The following is a 24,215-nucleotide window of genomic DNA, read 5'->3' as shown; positions in this document are numbered from 1 at the left end:
CTTTTTAGTTATTTCAATGTATCTTTGAATTAAGCGCTGACTTCGACTTCGTAGGAAGTGAATTTGCGGATGTTGATAACACCAGTATCAAAAATCATATACTGACCTTTGATCCCCTGTAAGATGCCAGTCACTTCAGGGTTTTTATCAAAATTATGTGACGTGATTTTTGTCGGGTGCTGCAAAACTGGGTAGCTGATGGAGGTGATATCAGCGCTGAGTATCTCAATCGCATCATCACCGAATTGCTGTTTGATCTCAGCGATTTTGTCCTCAACCAAAGGCAATAGCTCTGCAAACTTCTCTTCAAGTGGCATTGGCTCGCCATCTTCTTTCAACAAAGTTCGCCAGTTGGTTTTATCTGCAATATGCTTCGCCAACTCAACTTCTATCAGCCCTGAGATCTGACGAGTCTTTACTTTGAATATTGGTAGACCTTGGGTTGCGCCTTGATCAATCCAACGTGTCGGGATCTGTGTATGGCGGGTAATTCCGACTTTGAGGCTAGATGTATTCGAAAGATAGACGAAATGATCAACCATGCAATTATCTTCGCCCCACTGCGGCTCGCGACATGTGCCTTGATCATAGTGACACGTTTCCGGTTTCATAATGCACATATCGCAGCTGGCGAGTTTTTTCATGCATACAAAACAGTGACCTTGGGAATAGCTCTTCTTAGTCTTTTTCCCACAAGAGCTACAAAAAATGTTGCCCGTGTGAGTCAAGGTGATGCTCTGGCCGATGAAAGGTTTGAGGTCGACGAGTTCTTCGCCAACTGGAAGACGATAGTGAACCTCACCATCTAAGGAAGCACGCATTTTACTCAGCGTACCTTTTGCGATTAAAGACATGACATTGCTCTTTTTTATATTTTACAGCTCTTATATGGATTGGTGTTTTAGTCGAGCTGTTTTACTCAGAGCTAGTGTAGCAGAGAAAGCGATTCGGCAATAATGCTACCTTCGCTACCATACAAAAGTGCTAGTTTTTATAAAGATAATTATGGAGTTGAGACGAGGCCAGAAGTTGGTGTTATCGGTACAACGGCAAGCACGGCAAAGCTTTATCTGGCATCTATTTAGATTTCGATTTTTTAAACAGAACAATGATAAAGCTGACGCGAGCAGATGAAGCTTTATACCAAGCGAAAACTAATGGGTGCAACCGAATTGAAATCAGTTAGTAATCGCTTCGTTTTCCATCACGCTTTCTTCAACCACGAGCTGCTCCGCTTCGTTTGTATTAATTGGCTCTTTAGGACCAAGGAACTTTGGTTTGGCTCGGGTGATATACAGGTCAAGCACGGCTTTAGCCCGGGCAAATACTTCTCTCAATCTTATTTGATAACCAGAGTGTGTTGATGGCCCTGGTACCGCAAAGCACTTGGCGTTGATATTGTGAAAATTGGCGATGAATAATGCTCGCTCGCAATGGAACTTTTGCGTGATGATCAAGAAGTTATCAGTGTCGAAAATCTCTTTTGCGCGGACAATAGAATCGAGGGTGCGGAATCCAGCGTAATCGAGATAGATATGATTTTCTGGCACTTCAGCCTTAAGCAAATCACGCTTCATTGTCCAAGGTTCGTTGTAGGAACGGTGAGCATTGTCACCGCTTAACAGAAAGTTATCGACTTTGTCATTCTGGTATAAATCAATCGCGGCGTTAATACGATTGGTGTAGTAATCATTGAGGATCTTGCCTAGATATTTACTCGTCCCCAGCACAACGGCAACATCGAAATTGCCGATTTGTTCTGGGTTGGTATAGAGCTGATCTTTGGTCTGATAAGAGACCCAACGGTCAATCAAGAACAGGGAAATAGCCGCGCAGATAAGCAGGAGTGGGATATAGCGAAGCCCCTTTAGCGCGTAGGCCAAATAATGGTCAGAGGGTTTAGGTCTGTGAAAGAGTCTTCGCACTAAATTTGTCGATTCCGTTGAGCCCATGAACCAATCAATATAAAGCTGACAATAATAATGGAGAACATGATGCCAGCGTCCATATCACGCAATGTCCGAGCGAGGTAAGGGGTTGCTTTAACAATGATTAAGCCGTAACCAAAGGCGTTAATCAAGACAAATACTACGGTTCTGAGTACAAAGTTGTGGTTTCGCAGCGTTCTTCTTAGCAAAGTGTTGATCTCGCCCCCCGCCATCACAAGGAAGCAAGCAATTAGAGCTGTTGATATTTCAGTTAAATATGGGAGTAAATATTTTCCCGCAGGGGAAAGGAATTCAAAAATCATCATAAACAAAAAAGCCCCTGTTACCAGGGGCTGAATCAATATAGAAATTAGAATGAAGTACGTTTGTAACGACGGTAAACCGGCTGCCAGAAGTGGTTTTCAATCGCTTCTTCTAGCGCTTCGTCAGTGATTTCAAGCGCGACACCTTGTTCAATAGCTTTCTTCGCTATTGCAAAGGCGATCTTCTTCGATACCGAGTGGATTGCTTCAAGAGGTGGCAATAGCGCACCTTGACCATTAATCGCTAAAGGTGAGCATGTCGCTAGTGCACGGCTTGATTCCATAAGCATTTCGTCAGTAACGCGCTTCGCCTGTACTGCAAGTACGCCTAAACCGATGCCTGGGAAGATGTAGCTGTTGTTACATTGAGCGATTGGGAACGTCTTACCTTCGAATACAACCGGATCAAATGGGCTGCCTGTCGCGACCAAAGCTTCGCCGTTTGTCCAACGCATAATATCATGCGGTGTAGCTTCGACGCGGCTGGTTGGGTTCGACAGTGGGAATACGATTGGGCGTGAGCAGTGTTTATGCATCTCCTTGATAACATCTTCACTGAATAAACCAGGCGCGCCGGATACACCGATCAGTACCGTTGGTTTTGCGTTGCGCATAACGTCAAGCAGTGAGTAACCATTACCTTCCGCTTCCCAGTCACCCGTGTTGCTGTGCTTTTGAACAAGGCGTTGCTGGAAGTCGAGTAGGTTAGGCATACCTTCCTGAAGTAGGCCCCAACGGTCAACCATGTATACCTGAGAGCGTGCTTGCTCATCAGAAATACCTTCAGATACCATTTGAGCGATGATCGCTTCTGCGATACCACAACCTGCAGAACCGGCACCAAGGAAAGTTACACGTTGCTCAGACAGTTGTGTGCCCGCCGCCTGACATGCTGCCAGTAGTGAGCCTACAGTAACAGCAGCTGTGCCCTGAATGTCATCGTTAAAGCAACAAATACGATCTTTGTAGCGCTCTAGCAGAGGCATTGCATTTTTCTGTGCGAAATCTTCGAATTGGATAAGGGCATCTGGCCAGCGGCGCTGAACAGCCTGAATAAACTCTTCAACGAACGCATCGTATTCAGAACCAGTAATTCGTGGATGGCGCCAACCCATGTACATTGGATCTGCAAGACGCTGAGGGTTATTAGTACCGACATCCAATACGATTGGTAGTGTGTAAGCCGGGCTGATACCACCACACGCGGTATATAGAGCTAGCTTACCGATAGGAATACCCATACCACCAATGCCTTGGTCACCAAGACCAAGAATACGCTCACCATCCGTTACAACGATGACTTTTACATTGTGGTTGGATGCATTGTTAAGTAGGTCATCGATGCGGTCGCGGTTAGCGTAAGAGACAAAAAGACCACGGCCACGGCGATAGATGTTAGAGAAGTTTTCACATGCCGCACCTACAGTTGGTGTGTAGATGATAGGCATCATTTCAGAAACGTGGTTCTGCACTAAGCGGTAGAACAAGGTTTCGTTAGTATCCTGAATATTACGTAGGTAGATGTGTTTATCCATATCGCTTTCGAAGTTGCGATACTGCTGGTAAGCACGTTCCACTTGTTCCTGAATTGTTTCAGTTGTTTCTGGTAACAAACCTTCCAGGTTAAAAGATGCTCTCTCTTCCGCTGAGAATGCACTGCCTTTATTGAGAAGAGGCGTACTAAGAAGCGCTGGACCAGCGAAAGGAATATATAAGGGGCGTTTGTCGTTATTCATCACTTGCCTATTGTCGTAGGGTCTTAAGGAACGGGAACCAGAAAATGATAGGGATTAGTGATCATATTGTAAACCGAATATTCATGCATTCTGGCACAGATTAAGTATATACTTTCCGCCTTTTCCATGATCTCAACGCAAACGATGTTCAGCTTACCTATAGATACCCTCAAAACCGACTTTCTGAACCTTCTTTCTGCTTACCATATGATAGTAGAAGCGGAAACAGGCTCGGGCAAATCAACCCGATTACCACTATGGGCGGCTGAGCAGGGGAAAGTGTTGGTGATTGAACCTCGGCGTATCGCCTGCACTTCATTAGCGCAGTTTCTCGCAGAGCAGAAAAATGAGCCGCTTGGCCGTTCAGTGGGTTATTCGATTAAGCTGGAAAACCGCTGTGATGAGGAGACGCAGATTGTCTTCGTGACTCCGGGCGTCGCACTGCGTTGGTACTCTGAAAATCGACTCAACGACTTTGAAACCATTATTGTTGATGAGTTCCATGAGCGTCGTTGGGATACGGACTTGCTGGTAGCATTGTTGAATCAGTATAACCAACATCGTTTAGTGATTACCTCCGCGACCATTGAAGGTGAGAAACTTGCACGTTATGTCGGTGCCGAACGTCTGCAGGCAAAGGGGCGTAATTTTGAGGTAGCCATTGCTCATCGTGCTGGGGATTCAAGACAACTGCCGGATAGCCGAAATCTTGAGCAAAAAGTCAGGGCAGAAGTGGAGAGCTTACTTGATCTGGATGGTGATATTCTGGTCTTCTTGCCGGGGCGCAAAGAAATTACCCAATGTCAGAGCGTACTCGCGCATATTGAAGAGCTGATAGTAGCGCCGCTGCATGCCTCAGTCACTGATAAACAGCGAGAGATTGCTCTCAACCAGCAAGAGAAGCAGAAAGTGGTGCTCGCGACTAACGTTGCTGAAACCTCGCTGACCATACCGAATGTGGTTGCCGTTGTTGATTCTGGTTTGGAGCGACGTACTGAGCAAAGAAACGGCAAAACTACTCTGAGCCTAAAACATATTTCTAAAGCGAGCGCGAGACAACGTAGCGGCCGCGCGGGTAGGGTGATGGATGGCATCTGTATTCGCTTGTATGGCGAACATGCGGCGTTAGCGGACGTTACGCCACCAGAGCTTCATCGGGAAACACTCACCGAAGCCATGTTAGCGTCTGCCAGTTGTGGGTATTCTCTTTCTGAGCTGAGCTTTTTGGAACCATTGCCAGAAAAGTCGTTTGCTCAGGCAACAAACATTTTGCGTGGAATGGGGGCTATCGATGAATCCGGTCTAGCGACTGCGCACGGGCAACGTATTTACCCGCTTCCGATTGATGCTTTGTATGCTGATTTGGTGACTCGTATGCCGCAGCGAAAGCTGCAAGAGGCCATGGTGGATCTAACCGCAGTGCTGGCGACGCCAGCGTCTCTGTATCGTTTGTCTTCAAATGAAGAAGCACTAGAGCAGCTTGGTAAAGAAGAGCCTTTGGGGTGTGATGCAGAAATAGCTATTAAAGTAGTGCGTGGGGACGTGCTTTCTGGTGTGACCATTGATCAGGATGTGCTCAAAGAAGCACAGGCGCTTTGTCAGCAAATGCGGGCAGTATTCGAGCTACCTGAGCTTAGTGTTGCTTCTCGTTACTCTCACGATGAGTTGGTTGAAGCAATCGCATCTCTGCATCCTGAGCTGTTGTTTGTCAGAAGAGAGCGGCGCCGCGAAGCCCTAGGTAACGGTCAAATGGAAGTCACTTTGGGCCGTGCAAGTCGTTTGCCTGACAACATTGAGGCGGCACTGGTGCTGGATACCCACAGCTTACCGGGCCGTGGTGTTAAACAAACACTGACTCTTGCTACTGTGACGATGCCAGTCAGGCTTTCTCTTTTTGAAAAGTTAGAGATTGGTGATTGGGTGGAAGGCGATGTGGTCAGTGTGGACGACGTTCCTCATATAGAACTCCATATGATGTACGCTGGGCGAAAAGTGGCCTCGAAAAAAGCCCAAGCACAGGGCGAGCTTGCGATTAAACCACTACTTGAAGCCGTTAAGCGTGAAGAGCTGCTACCGGGATTTGCTAAACAGCGGCATCAACAGATCGAACACTGGAAATTGTATCAATCACTGGATAAATCCTCTGGCTCGCCGATTCAGGAATCGTTGACATTCGACTCTTGGTTTACTGAACAACTCGAAATATTGGAATTAACAGATATTTCGGAGCTAGAGATGTTTAGCGCAGACGATTTTCCTTTTGAAGGCATTCCTTACTGGGAGTATGAAGATTTTGCTGCCATGTATCCGTTTGAACTCTACATTGGTGATCTGCAATTGAGCGTCGAATATCAACCGATGAAAAAGCTGGTGTACGTGGTGTATAAATCGGGTTTACGTAAAGGCGACCCGAAACGCTGGGAATTACCGCGATGGGCAGGTTGGCGTGTGCAATACAAAAAAGCGAGTCGAATTATAGATATCCGCTAGCCAGAATAATTATCCATTGGCTTAGGATAAATTTTGACCCTGAAATATTACGCAACTGATTACCCATGTCTCTATCTTGTGCATCTTTTGTTATCGGGTTGGTTTTGATATAGCTTTTTGACCAAAAAAAATGGGTATAAAAGACGATTGTTTTATATCCTATTGCTATATGGCTAATGATAGACGATATTGAGGACACTGTGTTGCCTACCAGAGGAGATTGATATGGAACATCAGGGCAAGACAAGTGTTGTATTCGACTATACTTCTTTTCTTGGCGCGTCGTGCAGTAAGAAATGGACTTTCTTAGAAGCAATGAGTACCTTCGCACCTATTTTCAGCCTGGCTTGGAAAAGTACGATTAAAGAAACGGTATCGGCGGAAGATCGCTTGTGGGATCAGGCAATGAAATCCTTGTCAGCAAGCCGCAGTGATGAGTCCAATATTCTGACACTAATGCAACTGGCAAGAAGTGAAGGCATTGAAGAGCTGAAACTGGTTATGCCTTATGAATTAGAGCTAGAGCAAATCGAAAAACTGAGGACCCGCTCTAACACTCAGATTGAAAGCCATCAGCAAGATGAGTTGATCATTACCTTCTAAGGCCCGAGAACGGGCCTTTCTCTTTTATGATAATCCTATTTATCTCTCAATAACTTGCGTCAAACTGATCTATACTTTCAAATCCAGAACGGCAGTCATTTCTCATTATCGAGAATGCGTTCTCTCCCATAAATTAGCTTTATTCGTCTGTATTAAAGAGGTATTCATGGAAGTAAAACTGCCTTATCTCCTTGCTCCAATGCTCTTGGCTGCGTCATTGTCTGCTTACGGGCAAAGTACGACTAACAACCTCAATTACAACTTTCTATACGCGGACTTAAGTGCGGGATCGCTTGGTGAGAATTTGGGGGTAAACAGTAATGTGACTTCTTTAGCGGTAGGCGGCAACATGCTTATCGACAACCAGTTTCTCGCTACACTGGATTACGAAGCGAGGTTCATCCATCCGCAAAACACCACCACAGAAATTTATACTTTACTGCCTGGTGCCGCATTTAGGTATCCAATAGAGGATAAGTGGGATTTGGTCGCAGGCGCGAAAGCTGGTTATATTTGGTCAACTCAAACCAATGATATTACAGATGCGAAGATTTCGAGTGACAACAAGTTCATGTGGGGCGGTGATTTAACGCTTAAATATGAATTAAACAAGTTCTGGGAGTTGTCAGTGACAGGTGGATTACGACGGAGCGATATTCTGGACGAGGATATCTTTAATATGCGTGGTGATTATCAGGTGTCGACGAAATTGGTCTTCGGCGGTTTCTATACGCATCGAAACAATGGTTCAACGACGACCAATGAAGGTGGCGTGAGCCTACGGTATTTGTTCTAGTTGTTATTAAACAAAAAAGAGCCAGCATCAGCTGGCTCTTTTTTATTGGATTTTGGTCGCTTATAGAACAGCTGCCAGTGCTTTACAAAGTGGTAGCATGTTCGAACGAGTCATACCTGCTACGCTGATGCGGCCTGAACCTACGATGTAGATGCCGAACTCATCTTTAAGGCGAGTCACCTGTTCTTTTGAAAGACCAGAGAATGAGAACATACCGTTTTGACGTTCAATGAAGCTAAAGTCAGCGTCAACGCCTTGCTCTTTCAGTGTCGTAACAAACAGCTCGCGCATGTCTTGAATACGGTCGCGCATTTCTTTTACTTCCGCTTCCCACTCATTGCGCAGTTCTGCATTGTTAAGAATGTGCGTCACAACTGCGCTACCGTGTGCTGGTGGGTTAGAGTAGATAGAACGGATGATCGCTTTCACTTGAGAGAATGCTGTGCCCGCTGTCTGCTCTGATTCCGCAACCAAGGTGAATGCACCTACACGCTCGTTGTAAAGGCCAAAGTTCTTAGAGAACGAGCTCGCGACTAAGATCTCTTTGTTGTATTTAGCAAAAATACGTAAACCTGCCGCATCTTCTTCAACGCCTTTCGCAAAACCTTGGTAAGCGAAGTCGAACAGAGGTAGTAGTTTTTTGTCTGCTATCAGTTTGGCTAGTGTTTCCCACTCTTCAAGCGTTGGGTCAATGCCCGTTGGGTTATGGCAGCAGCCATGAAGAAGTACAATATCGCCTTCTGATGCTTGTTCAAGATTCGCTACCATTGCCGCGAAATCTTTATCTTTTGTTTCAGCGTTGTAGTAGCTGTACTGAGCAGTTTCGATACCTGCTGCAGTGAAGACACCATTGTGGTTAGCCCAAGTAGGGTTGCTGATCCAGATCTTCACATCACCCAACTGACGCTTGATGAATTCGCCTGCAACGCGCAATGCACCAGTACCGCCAGGAGCTTGAGCAGTTTTTGCTAGCTTGTTAACAACGATGTCAGAATCTGCACCAAACAGTAGTTTCTGCACAGCTAGACCGTACTCAGCTGTCCCTTCGATAGTTAGGTATGACTTGGTCTTTTCGCTTTCAATCAGTGCTGCTTCCGCTTTTTTAACGGTTGCAAGAACAGGGGTTTCACCTTGTTCATTTTTGTAAATACCAACGCCAAGGTTAATTTTGTCTGCGCGAGAGTCTTTTTTGAACTCTTCTGTCAGTCCAAGGATAGGATCTGCAGGTGCAGCAACTACTTTTTCAAACATAATTGTCATCCATGTTAGTCGAAGGGAGGATATAAATATTTCGGTTATTTATACCTTATCTGCGCTTGCTGAGACAACATCAACCAGTAAGAAAATTACAAAATAGGCACATTTTGTTATCACTCAACGCATAACCTGCATTTTTCCAATAAAAAGCAGGTCAAAAGCGACTGAGTTAAGCAATTAGATGTGAAGTCGTTGGAAGGAACTTAGGCTGGCGCGTTGGCTTGAAGTTCTTCCAAAGCCATCGCATTTTCTTCGGCCTCTAAACTGCGATATTTGTCTGCAATATCGACAAATTCCTGTTCTATAGTCAGAAAGGCGTCAACCAGTTCAGGATCAAAATGACTGCCTTTGCCCTCAAGGATAATCGATTTGGCTTTTTCGTGGCTGAAGGCTTTTTTGTAAACACGCTCAGAGATTAGCGCGTCATACACATCAGCAAGCGCCATCAAACGGCCCGAGAGCGGTATCTCGTCTCCTTTTAGTCCCTTCGGGTAACCATTACCGTCCCACTTCTCATGGTGAGTCAGAGCGATCTCTTTCGCCAGTTGAAGGAAAGAATTACTGCCCAGATGCTTCTCTGCAATTGAGAGGGCTTTGGCGCCAATTTCAGGGTGACGCTTCATTGTCTTGAATTCTTCATCGGTGAGCTTACCGGGTTTGAGCAGGATATTGTCAGGAATACCCACTTTACCCACGTCGTGCAGTGGTGCAGATTTGTAAAGCAGTTCGATGTAGTTAGGTGTTAGAAGAGCTTTATGTTTATCAAATTTGCAAAGGTAGTTTGCCAATGCGCGAATGTACTCTTGGGTACGCAAGATATGCGCGCCAGTTTCGTTATCTCGAGATTCAGCAAGAGCTGAGAGGGAAACTATCGCGACATCACGTGTTGTTTTAACTTCGTCTTGAGTTGATTGCAGGCTATCGAGCATCTTGTTGGTCAGAGAGGCCATCGAGCCTAGCTCATTGTGCTCAAAGATAGGTAAACGCTTGGAAATATTTCCCTGAGCGACTTCCAGCAAAGAACACTCTTGAGATAACAAAACTTTGCGCATCAGTTTGGTCCATAGGACGAGAATGGTTACTACATACGCGCCGAGTACTATAGACAAGTAGATAAACTCTTTAATGACACTAATGGTGCCACTGCCATCAAGAACGCGCTCAGGATTGTGTTCCAACCAGAATATGTCTTTTACCGCAACCATGGTGAGCATGGTCGTCAAGGTGATCAGCAACATACAGATCATCATGATCATTTGTTTGACCATCGACTGACGTTCGCCACTGAGTTCAAAATGGTATTGTTCTGTCTGGGTCAGTTGATCAAATTTCTCAATCTTGGAGACTAATTGCAAAATTAAGCCGGAGAAGAAACCAAACAAGGTCATCCCAAATAAAACCTTGAGGTTACTGTCGAGCCCAAAATCGTATTGGACGTTATAGAAGATCGCGAGTGGAACGCTGCCCATAAAAAACAGGGTGGCATCGAGTCGGGCTTGACGCTGCTCTTCAAGTAAAGAATGGTTATTGAGCAAAAAATGTCGAACGAGAAACAGAGCGCCAAAGGTTACACCGACGTGGAATAAAATCTCTTGAGTTGTCAGTGTTTCTAGAAAGGGACAGACTCGCCCACCATAAGTACCAAAAACCACAGCCGCAATCGCATACAGTTTAAGTGTTAGAGGCGCGTCATAGTTGGAGTTAGCCATTTTCTAGCCCTTGTTCTTATAGCCGTACTCAGCTTCCGCCAAGCCAAGTTTCATATTCTTCATTTATAAAATGACCCGCGATATTATCGTTTAATTTCGAGTTTAGATACATTTTTGCAACTTTAGTAGTAGTGGTTGTACCAATTGAGAGAGATATCAATGGCCTGAAGGCTGCAAAAATAAAGTCACACACCGCGTCCGATGTGTGACTTAGTAGATGAAGTTATGGGATGGGCTCGAAAATAATTACTTTAGCTTTTTCGCTGCCCAGTCATTTAAGTGTGAAAGAATTGCTTTTACCGCGTGTTTTTCGGTGGGTTTCTCGTTTTGGTCCACATCTATGTCTTTTTTAGGGTGTGAGCCAGTCGCGTCTTCAGCGATGTGTAGCCAGTCCGGATGCCAGTAATATGGCTGACCGTGTGGAGCAATCCAGCTATGAACACCGTTGCTTTCACCTTTGTATTCGATATGTGACTCATCGTATTTCTTCATTATTATCGGTCCTTACGTTAAGTTATTTGGATCACTAATACGTGATTAAATGTAACAGAGAAGTAAATATTTAATGTGATTAGTATCAACAAACAGAATGCGTTAAAAATTAACTAAATTGTTTTAGTTAGCTTAAGCCAGTGTGAATCAAATGTGTGATATCTTTTGTCTCCTGAATGAAAAGGTGAGGGAAGTATGAATCGCTATCAACAATTGGCTGAGCAGCTTAAGTTACAAATTGAGAATGGTATTTGGCGTGCAGGAGAGAAAGTACCTTCTGTCAGAATGACCAGTCGTAACTGTTCAGTCAGCGCTTCAACTGTCCTTCAGGCGTATCAACTTCTTGAATCTCAAGGGTGGTTACTCGCCAAACCACAGTCAGGTTATTTTGTTACTTCGATCATGGAACGGGTTCCAACTCCTGAGCCAGAAAGCAAAGTCGTTGCACCTGAATTTAACGATAAGCTGTATGAGTTCTTACAAAGTAACAGTAAAGCCGATATTGCCCTCGGTTCGGCTTTTCCTGACCCTCAATTATTTCCTCTTCAATCACTAAACCGTCATTTGGCAAGTGCGGGGCGTAAAATGCCGCTTAACAGTGTGTTTGACAACATGCCGCCCGGCAACGAGGCACTGCGTCGCCAAATTGCGCAGCGTTATCTCAAGCAAGGTATAACGGTTTCTCATACTGATATCGTCATTACCTCAGGCGCAATGGAAGCGCTGAATTTAGGGCTCCAGGTGGTAACCCAGCCTGGTGATACCGTGATCGTTGAAGCCCCAGCATTCTATGGCGCCATTCAGGCGATTGAGCGATTGAACCTAAAAGCCATCGAAGTCCCAGTTCATCCTGAAACTGGGTTATGTTTGGAGAAGTTTGAGCGAGCGCTTAAAAAACATAAGGTGACGGCGTGCTGGCTGATGCCAAACTTCCACAACCCGACCGGAGCCAGCCTATCGTCGGCTAACAGGCAAAAGGTTATTGAATTGGCGAACCAACATCAGCTTGCCATTGTGGAAGATGATGTTTATTCCGAACTCTATTTTGGCGATCGTAAACCGATGCCGCTTAAGTACTGGGATCAAGAAGACAGGGTTCTGCTGTGTGGTTCATTGTCTAAATCCTTATGCCCGGGCTATCGGGTTGGTTGGGTTGTGAATGGTCAGTTTAATGAGCGATTGCAGAAGCTCCAGCTTGTGTCGACCTTGTCAGGCAGCGTCCCCGTTCAGGAAGGGGTCGCACATTTCCTTCAGTACGAAAGCCTCGATAATCACTTGAGAAAACTACGCAAGGAATTGTCTGCCAGACAGCAGGCTTTTGTTGAGGTCGTAAAGCGTCATTTTCCTCAAGGGACGAAAGTCAGTCAGCCTCATGGAGGGTATTTTATCTGGCTAGAGTTGAGTAAGAATGTTGACACATACCTGCTGTATCAAACATTGCAAAAGCGCGGCATTACCATTGCTTATGGACGCCTTTTTAGTTCCCGCGAACAGTTCCAAAACTGCGTCCGTCTGAATGCGTCGTATCCGATGACTAGTGAGCTGGAACAGACCGTGATAGAAATTGCTAACGCGATCACTGATTAAATACTGTTTGGCTTTTTTTCGCTTCAACTGTACTGCGCTAACTGACGAGGTCTGTGATGAAATACTCCAGAAATGTAAACAGTTAGCGAGGAAAGTATGGAAAAACAACGCTATAAGCAGGAATTTCGTTTGATTGCCATCGCGATTTTCAGCGCATTCTTATTGATTTTTGGTCACCTGATTCTTGCTAAGTCTTTTGCTGATATGGTGTGGACTGAATACACCGCAGCAGCCATTCCGTTTGTAATGTTTGGGCTTTGCCTATTCGGCATCAAATACGCCTCAAAAGCGGAAGATTCCCAATAGTGAAAATAAACCTCCCTGTGTAAGGGAGGTTTATTGCTGTGAACTACTCATCAGGATTTGCGGAGGTAGGGTGACTATTATCGGGATAGAGCCCCATCAAATCTTCCGCATTCTGCAGCCAATCTGGATGCCAGTAATAGGGATGTGAAGTGCTTGGATGATCCCATTCCATAGCATGCTCATGCCTTCCGTAGTACGACAAATCGTCCAATCTAAAAACTCTCATTGTTTGACTCCTCACTACAAAGCCACTTAGTAATTATGAGCTATATTTGAGCGTTTTTCAGGGATCAAAAAAGCCTCCCGAAGGAGGCTTCGAAACACTATTGGTTTGCTTCTAGCTTAGAAGTTAGCTGAGCGCGGTGTACGTGGGAATGGAATAACATCACGTACGTTACCCATACCTGTTACGTAAGAAACCAGACGCTCAAAGCCCAGACCGAAACCTGAGTGAGGTACTGTACCGTAGCGACGAAGGTCACGGTACCAATCCATGTGCTCTGGGTCGATGCCAATATCACGCATACGGGCATCAAGAACGTCCAGACGCTCTTCACGCTGAGAACCACCGATGATTTCACCAATGCCCGGTGCAAGTACATCCATTGCTGCTACTGTTTTGCCATCTTCGTTGAGGCGCATGTAGAAGGCTTTGATGTCTTTCGGGTAGTTCTTAACGATTACCGGTGCTTTGAAGTGTTCTTCCGCTAGGTAACGCTCGTGCTCAGAAGACATATCGATACCCCATTCAACTGGGAATTCGAAGTCACGGCCAGAGTCGAGAAGAATCTGGATTGCATCAGTGTAATCAACCTGAGCGAAATCAGACTCAACAAATTTCTCTAGGCGAGTAATCGCTTCTTTGTCGATGCGCTGTGCAAAGAACTCAAGGTCATCACGACGCTCTTCTAGTACTGCTTTAAATACGTACTTCAGCATGTCTTCCGACAGTTTCGCGATATCTTCAAGATCAGCGAAAGCAACTTCAGGTTCAACCATCCAGAATTCCGCTAGATGGCGGCTGGTGTTTGAGTTTTCTGCACGGAACGTAGGGCCGAACGTGTAAACTTTGCTTAGAGCACAAGCGTAAGCTTCGCCGTTTAGCTGGCCAGATACCGTTAGGAACGTCTCTTTACCGAAGAAGTCTTCGTTGTAGTCCACTTTGCCTTCTTCTGTGCGCGGTAGGTTTTCCATGTCTAGCGTAGAGACACGGAACATTTCACCTGCACCTTCTGCATCAGAAGCGGTAATAAGTGGCGCAGATACCCAGAAGTAACCTTGCTCGTGGTAGAAACGGTGAATTGCCTGAGACAAACAGTTACGTACACGTGCGACTGCACCAATCACGTTCGTACGTGGACGAAGGTGTGCCACTTCACGTAGGTATTCAATCGAGTGGCGAGTTTTAGCCATCGGGTAAGTATCAGCATCTTCAACCCAGCCAACGACTTTTACATCTGTCGCTGCAAGCTCAAAGTCCTGACCTTTAGCTGGAGATTCAACGATAGTACCTGTCACTTCAACAGAACAACCTGTTGTCAGTTTTAGGACTTCTTCGTTGTAATTATTTAGATTATTAGGGACCACGGCCTGAATCGGGTCGAAACAAGAGCCGTCGTAGATGGCAAGGAAAGAGATTCCAGCTTTGGAATCACGACGCGAGCGGATCCAGCCGCGGACAGTTACTTCACTGTCAACTGCTAGCTTACCGCTTAATACGTCTGATACAGGCGCGTAAGTCATGTTGTAAATATTCTCCATTGAGTAAAAAATCAACCCAATGTTTTTTGTGGGCTCACCGAATAAAAAGTGAGCAAACATTGGGTTGGACTGAATTTCATCTATTCAATGGAACATATTACCTTTCAAATTTTAGGCTTCAACCTTTATTCGCTAATAGTGGCGCAAAAAATGTCCAAATCGACTTAATTCTTCCGCGAAAGCGTAAACTGGTTGATTAAAGACTCCAAATGTTCTGAAAGTTGCTCTAGATTCATGCTGATGTCGCGCGTTTTTGCGGCAGATTGAGAGGTGTCATCGGCATGCTGGGTGATGATTTCGACTTTATGTTGCACCTGCTGACTAATGTGAGTGGTATTGCTGGTTTGCTGCTGAATGCTTTGCGCATGAGAGAGCGCTTGTTGCATTTCAGTCACCACTTCAGACATTGCTACAGACAGCGCTTCAATCTCATTGGAGCGTTCATGGGCGGTTTCGCACACGGTATCAACGGAGGCCAGTGAGGTCTCACTGTCTTTTTGGAATTGAGAAATGATGTTTTCGATGCTTCCTGTTGCCTGCGAGGTTCGACTTGCGAGCTGGCGTACTTCATCCGCGACCACTGCAAAGCCGCGACCTTGTTCACCTGCACGCGCGGCTTCAATAGCGGCGTTTAGTGCCAATAGATTGGTTTGCTCCGCAATCCCTTTGATCACTTCTAAAATAGTCGAGACTTCTGCCGTTTGATCGTTGAGTTCAACAATATTGACTTTCACTTGCTCAATATCGGTTACTAGACTCTTGATTTCAGTGCTAGCGTTGTGCGCCTGACCAGCACTTTGTTCAGCGATGCTGGTGGTGTGTTTGATCAAGCTAGAGGCATCATCAGTGGCTTGTTCAACTTGGACTTGCTGAGACTGCATTTGCTCGATGTTGGTCTGGACATCTGAGGTTTCGTTTTGCTGGTTGTGAGCGGCTTGATCGGTAACCTGAGCAACATCAGTGAGCCCCGCAGCCGAACTGGTGAGGTGATGAGAGGTTTCCTGCACTTTTTCTAAGCTGTGGCTAACCGTATCCATAAACGAATTGATCGCTACAGATAGCTGACCAATCTCATCCTTGTTCTTATGCTGAATACGCTTCGAGAGATCTTTACTTTCGCTTACGCTCTGCATGTAACGCGATGTCTTTTGAATCGGGCGAACAATGAATTTACGGATCAGGAACAGAGTCAGCAAAAAGCCGATGAAGCCAAATGTTGCCATTATGGTCACGGCGATAATCGTGCGCTGACTGATCATGCTGTTGACGTGAGATAAGTTGTATTCCAATCGAATGGCGCCGAGCACTTCACCTTCTGGTACCATATGACAAGAGACACAGTTGGTTCCGCGATAGTTTTCGCTTGCCTTCATAGGTAATGCGACAACTAAGCCTTTACCCCACTCAGCGGAGATGGGCTCGATGACTAGTTCACCATTGAGCGCACGTTGATCAATCTCGTCTTCAGGCGCTTGGTTTGGTTGGCCAGGCCCGTACAACTTACTGACTGCATCAGCACGAAGTACTTTTACTTGCTCAATACCATCTTGAGCTAGAGCTTTTTGGCGGAGTGTTTCTTTTTGTGCCATGGTTCCAGTCAGCATCATCATATTGAGGCTGTCGAAGTAGTTACTGGCTTTGTCGTGTAGTTGCTCACTGAGGACGGAATTCATCAGCTCTTTTTGTTGCCAATACTGATACGCGGTGGAGGAGGCGAGTACCAGAGAGAAAACCGTGACTAGGGTTGCCAGCAATTTGGTAGTAATGGTTGAGCTCATTTGCAAATGCTTAATTGTTAGAATTGGAATAGACGTCAAATATAATGACGCATATGCACATTCACTCAATGGATGAGCATAGTTATTGTGACCCTACACAATGTGTGGATTATGTAAATGTGATGTGGGGCTTATGTAATCAAAAGTTTGACGTAGTGACGTAATATCGACGTGCTTCGAGTGTGACGTGAATAGTTATTTCAAGACTAGGTGGTAGTGATGTTCAATCCGTTGATGAATACAGAAACTGAGATGACTAGTTTTCAAATGATCAACTACGGGCAAGATAACCGCGAGCCACTATTACGGTGGCTTTTTTTGTCCCAGAAAGAGGCTTATTATCTTTATAGATCAATGATCTCCCAATATGGGGCTTGTTGAGTGGATGAAACGTAATTCAGGTAAGGGTGACTCTATGGCAGCAAAGATTGGCTCGGCGATTCAATTGATATTGGCGCTCTCTATCTTCTATTTGGGATATACGATTCATAGTATGACCACCAAAGTGGGAGAGGTCATCGACACTTATCCTCAAATCATTGAGGACATCAGAACGCTTTCCGAAAATCTGCAAGTCAGTGAATGGCTGGCAGTTGCCGATACACTAGAGCAGTTAGTACCAAGGACAATAAAAAGCATTGAAGATGTGACTGCGGCGGTGAATGAAACTAACAAAACCGTAGCATCCATTGACGCAAAAATTCCGTCCATTGTCGAAGAAGTGGCACTATATCGCCAGTCGGTGATTCCTTTGGTGATTGGAGAGGCCAAACAGTATCGGACAACAGTGATACCAAAAGTATTGATTGAGAGTGAAGGTTACAGAAAAGAAACCATTCCTCTTGTCGTTAAAGAATCTCAAGCGTTGCGTGTTGAGATCCCGCCAATGTTGGCGAAGGCCGATGAGATTGTCGATCAAAGCCAGAAAATTGCTGAGCAGGCAACGTCTGGCGCGGTAAAAGGGGTGATTATGTCACCAATCAATCTGATCAAAGATGCTGGAACCGAGTTGAAAGGAAAAATTATTCTCGAAGAAGTGCCTCATCCGAAACAATAAGTGCACGGCTGGACGCGTCCACAGGTATGAAACTGGACATTTTCTTAGGTACGGACATTGCAATCCAACCATCAATGATTAAGATGGATCTCCTCTTCACGTTGAAGAGCAGGTAGCAGAGGATTTGCTATTTTTGTTCTAAAGGACTGTCTAGTTTTATCGGACGCCTAAAATGATTTTCAAAATTACAACACCTATCATTGAACCGACTGAAGGTTCTCCCCACGCTTTGATCAATGCTTCAGCTTTTTCCCAAGTGTTTCGTCACATCTCTTTTCTACGTCACTCTTTTCTTAGCGTTTTCTTCTTTAAACATCGCTATTCGTATCGCTTCTGATTGTTAGCCATCGCGCTAGGCACGCGCACATCTCAATCTTTTTTTATAATCAAATCAGATACGAAAATTATGAATACAAAACTACTGGGTAGCTCCCTGATCATCTCCGGCACAGCACTGGGTGCTGGCATGCTTGCAATTCCAATGGTTCTGGCACAATTTGGCTTGTGGTACGGAACATTATTAATGATTTTTATTTGCTTCGGCACAACATATGCTGCATTGCTATTGCTTGAAGCAACTTTGAAAGCGGGTGGAGGCTTAGGGCTTAACTCCATCGCGCGCCAAACGCTCGGCAAGGTTGGACAATTGGTTACCAACCTGCTGCTATACGCACTACTAATCTGCTTATTGATGGCGTATATCCTAGGTGCTGCCGATTTGGTAAGCCAGTTCACGGCTTCCATCGGTCTTGATTTAACGGCAAGTCAAAGCCAGATTCTCTTTACTCTCATTGCAGGCGCAGTGGTGGCTTGCGGTACAGGCGTTATTGACAAGCTAAATCGTAGTTTGTTCTTCATCATGATTGCGAGTTTATCTTTAAGTTTGTTCTTACTACTGCCAGATTTTCGACTGTCGAACCTGTCGCAAGTAATGAACCAAGACCAAGTTGAGTTGATTAAAACCAGTGCTGTGCTGTTTACCAGTTTTGGGTTTATGGTGGTGATTCCATCATTGGTTTCTTATAACCATGAAGCCAGCGATCAACAGCTACGAAACATGGTTATTCTTGGTTCGATCATTCCATTGATCTGTTATTTGTGTTGGTTGTTTGCGGTTGTTGGTAACCTCAGACCTGAACAGTTGGGCGAATTCTCTAATGTCTCCGAGTTGATAGTAGCTTTTGAGCATCACTCGCCTTGGATTGGCACCGTGTTGTCTGTATTTACGGGTTTGGCGTTGTTGACCTCGTTTTTTGGCGTGGCGATGTCTTTATTCAACCAAAATACCGACATGTTGAGGAAGAACAGGGTCATTACGTATTTTGTTACCTTCATTCTACCTTTGGCGGGCGCTCTCATGGCAGCAGACAAGTTCCTTGCGGTGCTTAGCTACGCGGGAATCATTTTGGTGTTTCTCGCAGTCTTTGTGCCGCTGGCTATGGTCTACAAAATTCGATTGGCGAACGTTGAACCGACTCGATACACCGCAGAAGGTGGCAGCTTAATGCTGATGTTTTCATTGTTTTTTGGCGGATTTTTGCTGATTTCTCAGGTTATCTAAACAAAAAGGCGGGGTATCCCGCCTCTTTATTTTCAGCTTAATGAGTAATAGAAACCCTGATGAATATGGGCGCCCAGTGTTGTTAAAAGGTGGGCGCAATCCGCACTTTCTACGCCTTCTACGATTACTTTACACTGATTGGCTTTTCCCATGGCAATCAACTGCCTTAATGTTTCGATGCGCTTGTTGTCCTTCTTGAGGCCAATAACAAACTCTCTATCAATCTTAAGGTAATCGGGCTTAATCTTGCTAATAAGTTCAACGTTGTTATTTCCTGTCCCAAAATCATCGATACTGATAGAGCAGCCGAGTGTTTTCAGTCTTGTAATATTCTGATAAATCTCATTCGTATAATACATGGACGCATTTTCAGTAATCTCAACGGTCAAGTAGCTGCAATCATATTGTTTAAGCTCTTCATAAAGTACAGAGAAGCGTTTACCTCTTAGCAGGGAAGGGCAAACGTTGATACTTAAAGGAGCAATCAGAGCCTTGCTAGTGCTAAAGATAATGCGGATAACCAATAGAGTGTGTAGCAACAGCAATTTGTTTGCGATCAGTGTTTCAATGAACTTCTGAGTGTTCGAAACACTAAAGCGAGATAGGGCTTCGTAGTGAATATTCTGATGACTGGTTGTATCGTAAATGGGCTCCAGTTTGAGATTAAATCGGCGAATTGCCCAAAAATATTGAATTAACGCGAGTAAGCGTTTGTAGCGAATGATGACAATCAGCATCGCAGTAAAGAGTAAAATATTCTTAATTGGATTTGAAACGTAGAAAAACTCTTTGAACCCATCTCCTTGCTCTTTAGAAACAAACACTTTTCCGTCAGTACTACCAATGTTAAACGAGTTTCCGGTGTTGGTGCATACTTTCATTCCTGCTAGAAACATGGTGGAAATATAGTTATCAATTGAGCGATATAGGTTAATGTTCCTGACCCGTACCGTCATTTTGGTGTTGTTCTTCTCCATTGAGTGCGTAGTGTAGCTGCTGTTTTTAAACCACTCATCGTACTGGACTCGGCTGACCGGCATAACAGAATCGGCAGTGATCAGGCAGTAGGTATTGAACTTGTCGATCATCATGCTTGATTCAATAAGCTCGGCATCATCGAAAAGTGACTTCAGTGTGTTTGGATCAGAAAAACAAGATTGCTCGGATAGTGCATCAGTAAAGTCTTCAACATCGCCAAAATACCCCTGATTCAAAATACTACTTATCGCGTAATAGCAAACGGCAAAAAAGATAAAGCTGGCGACAGCTAAAGTCAGCCCTAGGTCTGTATAGAGCTTTTTGTCCGTAAGACATAGGGCGATAGCGTAACGAATAGTGTGCTTAGATGTTTTGCTGATTTTTAGTTGCTGCTGAACGCCATTTTGCTGATTGTCATGACTTTTAAAAGGCACAAAATATCCAATTCGGTGGATGTTTTCGATGACATTTTGGCGCGAATCCAGATGCGATTTGGTCAGTTGCTTAAACTTTTTTCGCAACGAAGCGACGATGTTTTTAAATCCGTTCTCAGGCAGCGTGACATTGTGATGTTGAGAGATTTTGCGTTCGATACAACGCTGGCTTATCGGGGCATTTAACGTTCCGTAACAAGAGATGATACTTAAAATCAGATATTCATTTTGGCTGATTGAAAGAGAAGAATGTCGTGTGTTGTTTAATTCTAATGAGATGTCGCTGTCTGACAAACAAACGCAGATTTGGTTTCCTAATTCAAACCTAATCATTTGTGAAGGCGCTCCTGGGATTAAATGTAGCGGGAAGTTATCAATAATGAGACAAGTTGGATGTGATGTATTGCGAGCATATCCAAAGTAAGAGGATATAGTGTCTTATTTAGCTTTTTTTATATATTTAACTACGTGATTTTAAAAAGGATGCAAGCGTAACAGATAGGAGGGGGAGACAGGAAATAAAAAAGCCCGAGCGACTGCTCAGGCTTTCCAAACAAGATATCTTAAAGTGTTAGCAGATAACTTTTACTGCAAGGCCACCTTGAGAAGTTTCGCGGTATTTTGCGTTCATGTCTTTACCGGTTTCTAGCATGGTCTCGATAACCTTATCCAGAGACACAGTCGGAGCCGATGAACGACGCAGAGCCATACGAGAGGAGTTGATCGACTTCACGGCAGCAATACCGTTACGTTCGATACATGGAACCTGGACCTGACCCGCAACAGGATCGCACGTTAGACCTAGGTTGTGCTCCATCGCGATTTCCGCAGCCATACAGACTTGCTCTGGGCTACCACCCATAAGCTCAGCAAGACCAGCCGCTGCCATTGAACACGCTACGCCGACTTCACCCTGACAACCAACTTCCGCACCAGAGATTGACGCGTTACGCTTGTAAAGGCCACCGATCGCACCAGAAGCCGCGAAGTAGCGGATGTAATCTTTCTCAGTGACGGTTTGGATAAACTTGTCATAGTAGGCCAAAACCGCTGGGATAATGCCACACGCACCGTTTGTTGGTGCTGTCACTACACGGCCACCTGCTGCGTTTTCTTCATTAACGGCGAAAGCAAACATGTTGACCCAGTCTACAACAGCCATTGGATCGTTAGTCGTTTTCTCAGAAGTCATCAGTTGCTGGCGAAGAGCCGCAGCACGGCGAGGTACACGAAGTGGACCAGGCAGAATACCTTCTGTATTCATTCCGCGATCCATACACTCACGCATAGTCTTCCAAATGTTGGCAAAGTAAGTGCGAGACTCTTCTTCAGAGTGCAGTGCTGCCTGGTTCTTCATCACTAGTGTACTGATGGAGAGGCCACTTTCTTTACACTGGTTCACCAGCTCTTCAGCGGTTGTGAATTCGTAAGGCGCTTTAATCGGGTTTTCTTCTTCTTTGCCGAAGTTTTCTTCGTCAACGATGAAACCACCACCGATTGAGTAATAGGTTTTTGAGTACACTTTCTCGTTGTCGATCCAAGCGTGGATCTGCATACCATTTTCGTGCAACTCAAGGTTAGTAGTATGGAAGTTCATACCACCATCTTTCGGGAACGATACTGTGTGACAGTGCATGCCAACAGGTAGGCGCTCAGTTTCTTCTACACGAGCGATAAAGCCCGGAATAGAATCAATATCGACTTTCTCAGGGGTGTTGCCTGCAAGACCCATAATAATAGCGATATCCGTGTGGTGACCTTTCCCTGTCAGTGATAGCGATCCATAAACGTCAACGGTGATTTTAGTGATGTCGCGCAATTTTCCCATTGAGCGTAAATCATCAATAAACTCTTTGCCCGCCTTCATTGGGCCTACAGTGTGCGAACTTGAAGGACCAACACCGATTTTATAGATGTCAAAAACACTAATCATATCGATTTCCTCAAAACAAAGCCTCCCAACGGGGAGCGGGAGGCTTATTATTATCGTTATATTTTTGTTTAACCACTTAATTCACTAGTGTGATTAAAGTGCTCCGTAGATTACAGAACTAATTGCCGCAAGACCACAGATTGTTGTGAAAATCTGAACAGGCGCAGAAGTTTTGTACTTCGCCATTGCTGGTACTTTTTGCATCGCAAAAACAGGCATTAGGAATAGGATCGCTGCAATCATTGGCGCGCCCATGGTTTCAATCATGCCAAGGATGCTTGGGTTAACAATAGCCACAATCCAAGTGGTGATAACGATGAAAAGAAGAGAAGCTTTTTCAATCTTGCTCTTTGGTGCTTCAGAGCGAGATTTGATTAGACCCACAAGACCTTCATGTGCTCCTAGGAAGTGACCAAAGTAGCTAGACGTAATTGCTGCGAATGCTACAAGTGGACCCATGTAAGAGATAAGTGGAGACTCATGAACGTTTGCTAGGTAAGACAGTACAGAGATGTTCTGTTCTTGCGCCATTGCTAGCTGCTCTGGAGATAGAGACAGTACAACCGAGAATACGAAGAACATAACAAAGCCCATCAGCATCATTGCTGCGCCGCCAGTGATAGCATCTGTTTTTTGAACAGCATTTTCACCATATACACGACGTTGCTCTTTAGAGAACTGAGAGATGATTGGGCTGTGGTTGAAAGAGAAAACGATGATTGGGATTGCTAGCCAAACGATAGAAGGCATTGCAGACCAGTTAGGTGCGACTTCAACCATTGAGCTGTTCCAGTCAGGAATCAGGTAGAAAGACAGAGCAAGAAGGATGAATACCAATGGGTATACCATCGCAGAAGTAGCTTTCAACATTAGCTCTTTACCGAATACAACACCCGCAGTCATGGCTGCAATCAGTGCGCCAGATAGTAGCCAACGAGGGATAGATTCCATGCCCATTTGGTTGACTAGGAAAGAATCTACTGTGTTTGTGATACCAACACCATAGATAAGAACAATAGGGTAAATAGCGAAGAAATAAGCAAAAGTAATAAGGTTTGCGCCAGTTTTACCGAAATGTTCTTCCACTGTATCAGTGATATCAGCTTCAGGGTTTTTCGCAGAAAGAACGAAACGAGCCAGAGATTTGTGAGCGAACCAAGTCATTGGTGCTGCGATTAGTGCAAGGATAACTAATGGCCAAAAGCCGCCAGCACCCGCTTTGATTGGAAGAAATAGTACGCCAGCACCTACTGCAGTACCGAAAAGTGACAGACACCAAGTGAAGTCTTTGTAAGAAAACTTACTAGACGATTGTGCGGTCGAAACCGCTGAATTTGTAGCATTCATTTTGTGATACTCATTTTTGGGAACAGGAAATAAGTCGAGTGCAATTTTGCATAAAAATCTTGCACGAAAAATAGATCTAAATCATGAATTGATACGAGTTATAACATGATATGTCAAAAACAGGTTTTTGCTCACGAAA

Annotated in this window: 19 protein-coding genes; 7 read left to right on the top strand and 12 right to left on the bottom strand. The window is 44.8% G+C overall.

Annotation, left to right across the window (positions count from 1 at the left end; translation table 11 throughout):
* Positions 1 to 29: 29 nt before the first annotated feature.
* The 4 genes from QMA41_RS03945 to QMA41_RS03930 form a co-directional block, all read right to left on the bottom strand.
* Positions 30 to 854 (bottom strand): DUF2797 domain-containing protein, encoded by an 825-nt coding sequence (locus QMA41_RS03945; protein WP_281628904.1) that lies wholly within the window; start codon positions 852 to 854, stop codon positions 30 to 32.
* 324 nt (positions 855 to 1,178) lie between these two features.
* Complete coding sequence (locus QMA41_RS03940; RefSeq protein ID WP_019276088.1) at positions 1,179 to 1,925, bottom strand: ElyC/SanA/YdcF family protein; 747 nt, start codon at positions 1,923 to 1,925, stop codon at positions 1,179 to 1,181.
* Complete coding sequence (locus tag QMA41_RS03935; RefSeq protein ID WP_019276089.1) at positions 1,925 to 2,254, bottom strand: DUF3392 domain-containing protein; 330 nt, start codon at positions 2,252 to 2,254, stop codon at positions 1,925 to 1,927. The genes QMA41_RS03940 and QMA41_RS03935 overlap by 1 nt, the downstream gene beginning before the upstream one ends.
* A gap of 44 nt (positions 2,255 to 2,298) precedes the next feature.
* Positions 2,299 to 3,987 (bottom strand): NAD-dependent malic enzyme, encoded by a 1,689-nt coding sequence (locus QMA41_RS03930; RefSeq protein ID WP_281628903.1) that lies wholly within the window; start codon positions 3,985 to 3,987, stop codon positions 2,299 to 2,301.
* Between the two features lie 144 nt (positions 3,988 to 4,131).
* On the opposite strand from QMA41_RS03930, the gene QMA41_RS03925 reads away from it, so the two are divergent.
* From QMA41_RS03925 to QMA41_RS03915, 3 genes are all read left to right on the top strand, one after another.
* Entirely contained in the window at positions 4,132 to 6,477 is a 2,346-nt protein-coding gene (locus QMA41_RS03925; protein WP_281628902.1) for a helicase-related protein, read from the top strand.
* Between the two features lie 225 nt (positions 6,478 to 6,702).
* Positions 6,703 to 7,080 (top strand): hypothetical protein, encoded by a 378-nt coding sequence (locus QMA41_RS03920; RefSeq protein ID WP_038512210.1) that lies wholly within the window; start codon positions 6,703 to 6,705, stop codon positions 7,078 to 7,080.
* Between the two features lie 166 nt (positions 7,081 to 7,246).
* Complete coding sequence (locus tag QMA41_RS03915; protein ID WP_165579669.1) at positions 7,247 to 7,876, top strand: porin family protein; 630 nt, start codon at positions 7,247 to 7,249, stop codon at positions 7,874 to 7,876.
* Between the two features lie 60 nt (positions 7,877 to 7,936).
* On the opposite strand, the gene QMA41_RS03910 is transcribed toward QMA41_RS03915, so the two are convergent.
* From QMA41_RS03910 to QMA41_RS03900, 3 genes are all read right to left on the bottom strand, one after another.
* Positions 7,937 to 9,127, bottom strand: a complete 1,191-nt coding sequence (locus QMA41_RS03910; RefSeq protein WP_281628901.1) for an amino acid aminotransferase — start codon at positions 9,125 to 9,127, stop codon at positions 7,937 to 7,939.
* 209 nt (positions 9,128 to 9,336) lie between these two features.
* Complete coding sequence (locus QMA41_RS03905; RefSeq protein WP_006958911.1) at positions 9,337 to 10,842, bottom strand: HD domain-containing phosphohydrolase; 1,506 nt, start codon at positions 10,840 to 10,842, stop codon at positions 9,337 to 9,339.
* Positions 10,843 to 11,088: 246 nt separating this feature from the next.
* Positions 11,089 to 11,334 (bottom strand): hypothetical protein, encoded by a 246-nt coding sequence (locus QMA41_RS03900; protein WP_006958910.1) that lies wholly within the window; start codon positions 11,332 to 11,334, stop codon positions 11,089 to 11,091.
* A 195-nt stretch (positions 11,335 to 11,529) separates the two neighbouring features.
* Here QMA41_RS03900 and QMA41_RS03895 point away from each other — a divergent pair, with 195 nt between their 5' ends.
* Positions 11,530 to 12,921, top strand: coding sequence for a PLP-dependent aminotransferase family protein (locus tag QMA41_RS03895; RefSeq protein WP_281628900.1), 1,392 nt, complete (start codon positions 11,530 to 11,532; stop codon positions 12,919 to 12,921).
* A 96-nt stretch (positions 12,922 to 13,017) separates the two neighbouring features.
* Positions 13,018 to 13,227, top strand: a complete 210-nt coding sequence (locus QMA41_RS03890) for a hypothetical protein (protein WP_006958908.1) — start codon at positions 13,018 to 13,020, stop codon at positions 13,225 to 13,227.
* Positions 13,228 to 13,569: 342 nt separating this feature from the next.
* Here QMA41_RS03890 and asnS read toward each other — a convergent pair whose 3' ends face one another.
* Together asnS and QMA41_RS03880 are read right to left on the bottom strand one after the other, a co-directional pair.
* Positions 13,570 to 14,970, bottom strand: coding sequence for an asparagine--tRNA ligase (gene asnS / locus QMA41_RS03885; RefSeq protein WP_029236143.1), 1,401 nt, complete (start codon positions 14,968 to 14,970; stop codon positions 13,570 to 13,572).
* Between the two features lie 182 nt (positions 14,971 to 15,152).
* A complete protein-coding gene (locus QMA41_RS03880; RefSeq protein ID WP_281628899.1) occupies positions 15,153 to 16,766 on the bottom strand; it encodes a methyl-accepting chemotaxis protein in 1,614 nt (537 codons plus the stop codon).
* Between the two features lie 415 nt (positions 16,767 to 17,181).
* Here QMA41_RS03880 and QMA41_RS03875 point away from each other — a divergent pair, with 415 nt between their 5' ends.
* Together QMA41_RS03875 and QMA41_RS03870 are read left to right on the top strand one after the other, a co-directional pair.
* On the top strand, positions 17,182 to 17,823 hold the full coding sequence (locus QMA41_RS03875; protein ID WP_281628898.1) for a hypothetical protein: 642 nt from the start codon (positions 17,182 to 17,184) through the stop codon (positions 17,821 to 17,823).
* Between the two features lie 406 nt (positions 17,824 to 18,229).
* Complete coding sequence (locus QMA41_RS03870) at positions 18,230 to 19,384, top strand: aromatic amino acid transport family protein (RefSeq protein ID WP_038512195.1); 1,155 nt, start codon at positions 18,230 to 18,232, stop codon at positions 19,382 to 19,384.
* A gap of 32 nt (positions 19,385 to 19,416) precedes the next feature.
* Here QMA41_RS03870 and QMA41_RS03865 read toward each other — a convergent pair whose 3' ends face one another.
* The 3 genes from QMA41_RS03865 to QMA41_RS03855 form a co-directional block, all read right to left on the bottom strand.
* The gene (locus tag QMA41_RS03865) at positions 19,417 to 21,129 is read right to left on the bottom strand and encodes an EAL domain-containing protein (protein WP_038512193.1); all 1,713 of its coding nucleotides are present in this window, start codon (positions 21,127 to 21,129) and stop codon (positions 19,417 to 19,419) included.
* Positions 21,130 to 21,367: 238 nt separating this feature from the next.
* Positions 21,368 to 22,729, bottom strand: coding sequence for an L-serine ammonia-lyase (locus QMA41_RS03860; RefSeq protein ID WP_019276100.1), 1,362 nt, complete (start codon positions 22,727 to 22,729; stop codon positions 21,368 to 21,370).
* A 93-nt stretch (positions 22,730 to 22,822) separates the two neighbouring features.
* On the bottom strand, positions 22,823 to 24,076 hold the full coding sequence (locus tag QMA41_RS03855) for an aromatic amino acid transport family protein (protein WP_281628897.1): 1,254 nt from the start codon (positions 24,074 to 24,076) through the stop codon (positions 22,823 to 22,825).
* Positions 24,077 to 24,215 lie beyond the last annotated feature (139 nt).

Origin of the sequence: Vibrio sp. St2, assembly GCF_947311885.1 — a bacterium.
In the GTDB taxonomy this organism is placed as follows: domain Bacteria; phylum Pseudomonadota; class Gammaproteobacteria; order Enterobacterales; family Vibrionaceae; genus Vibrio; species Vibrio coralliilyticus.
This window is presented reverse-complemented; position numbering and strand designations above follow the sequence as displayed.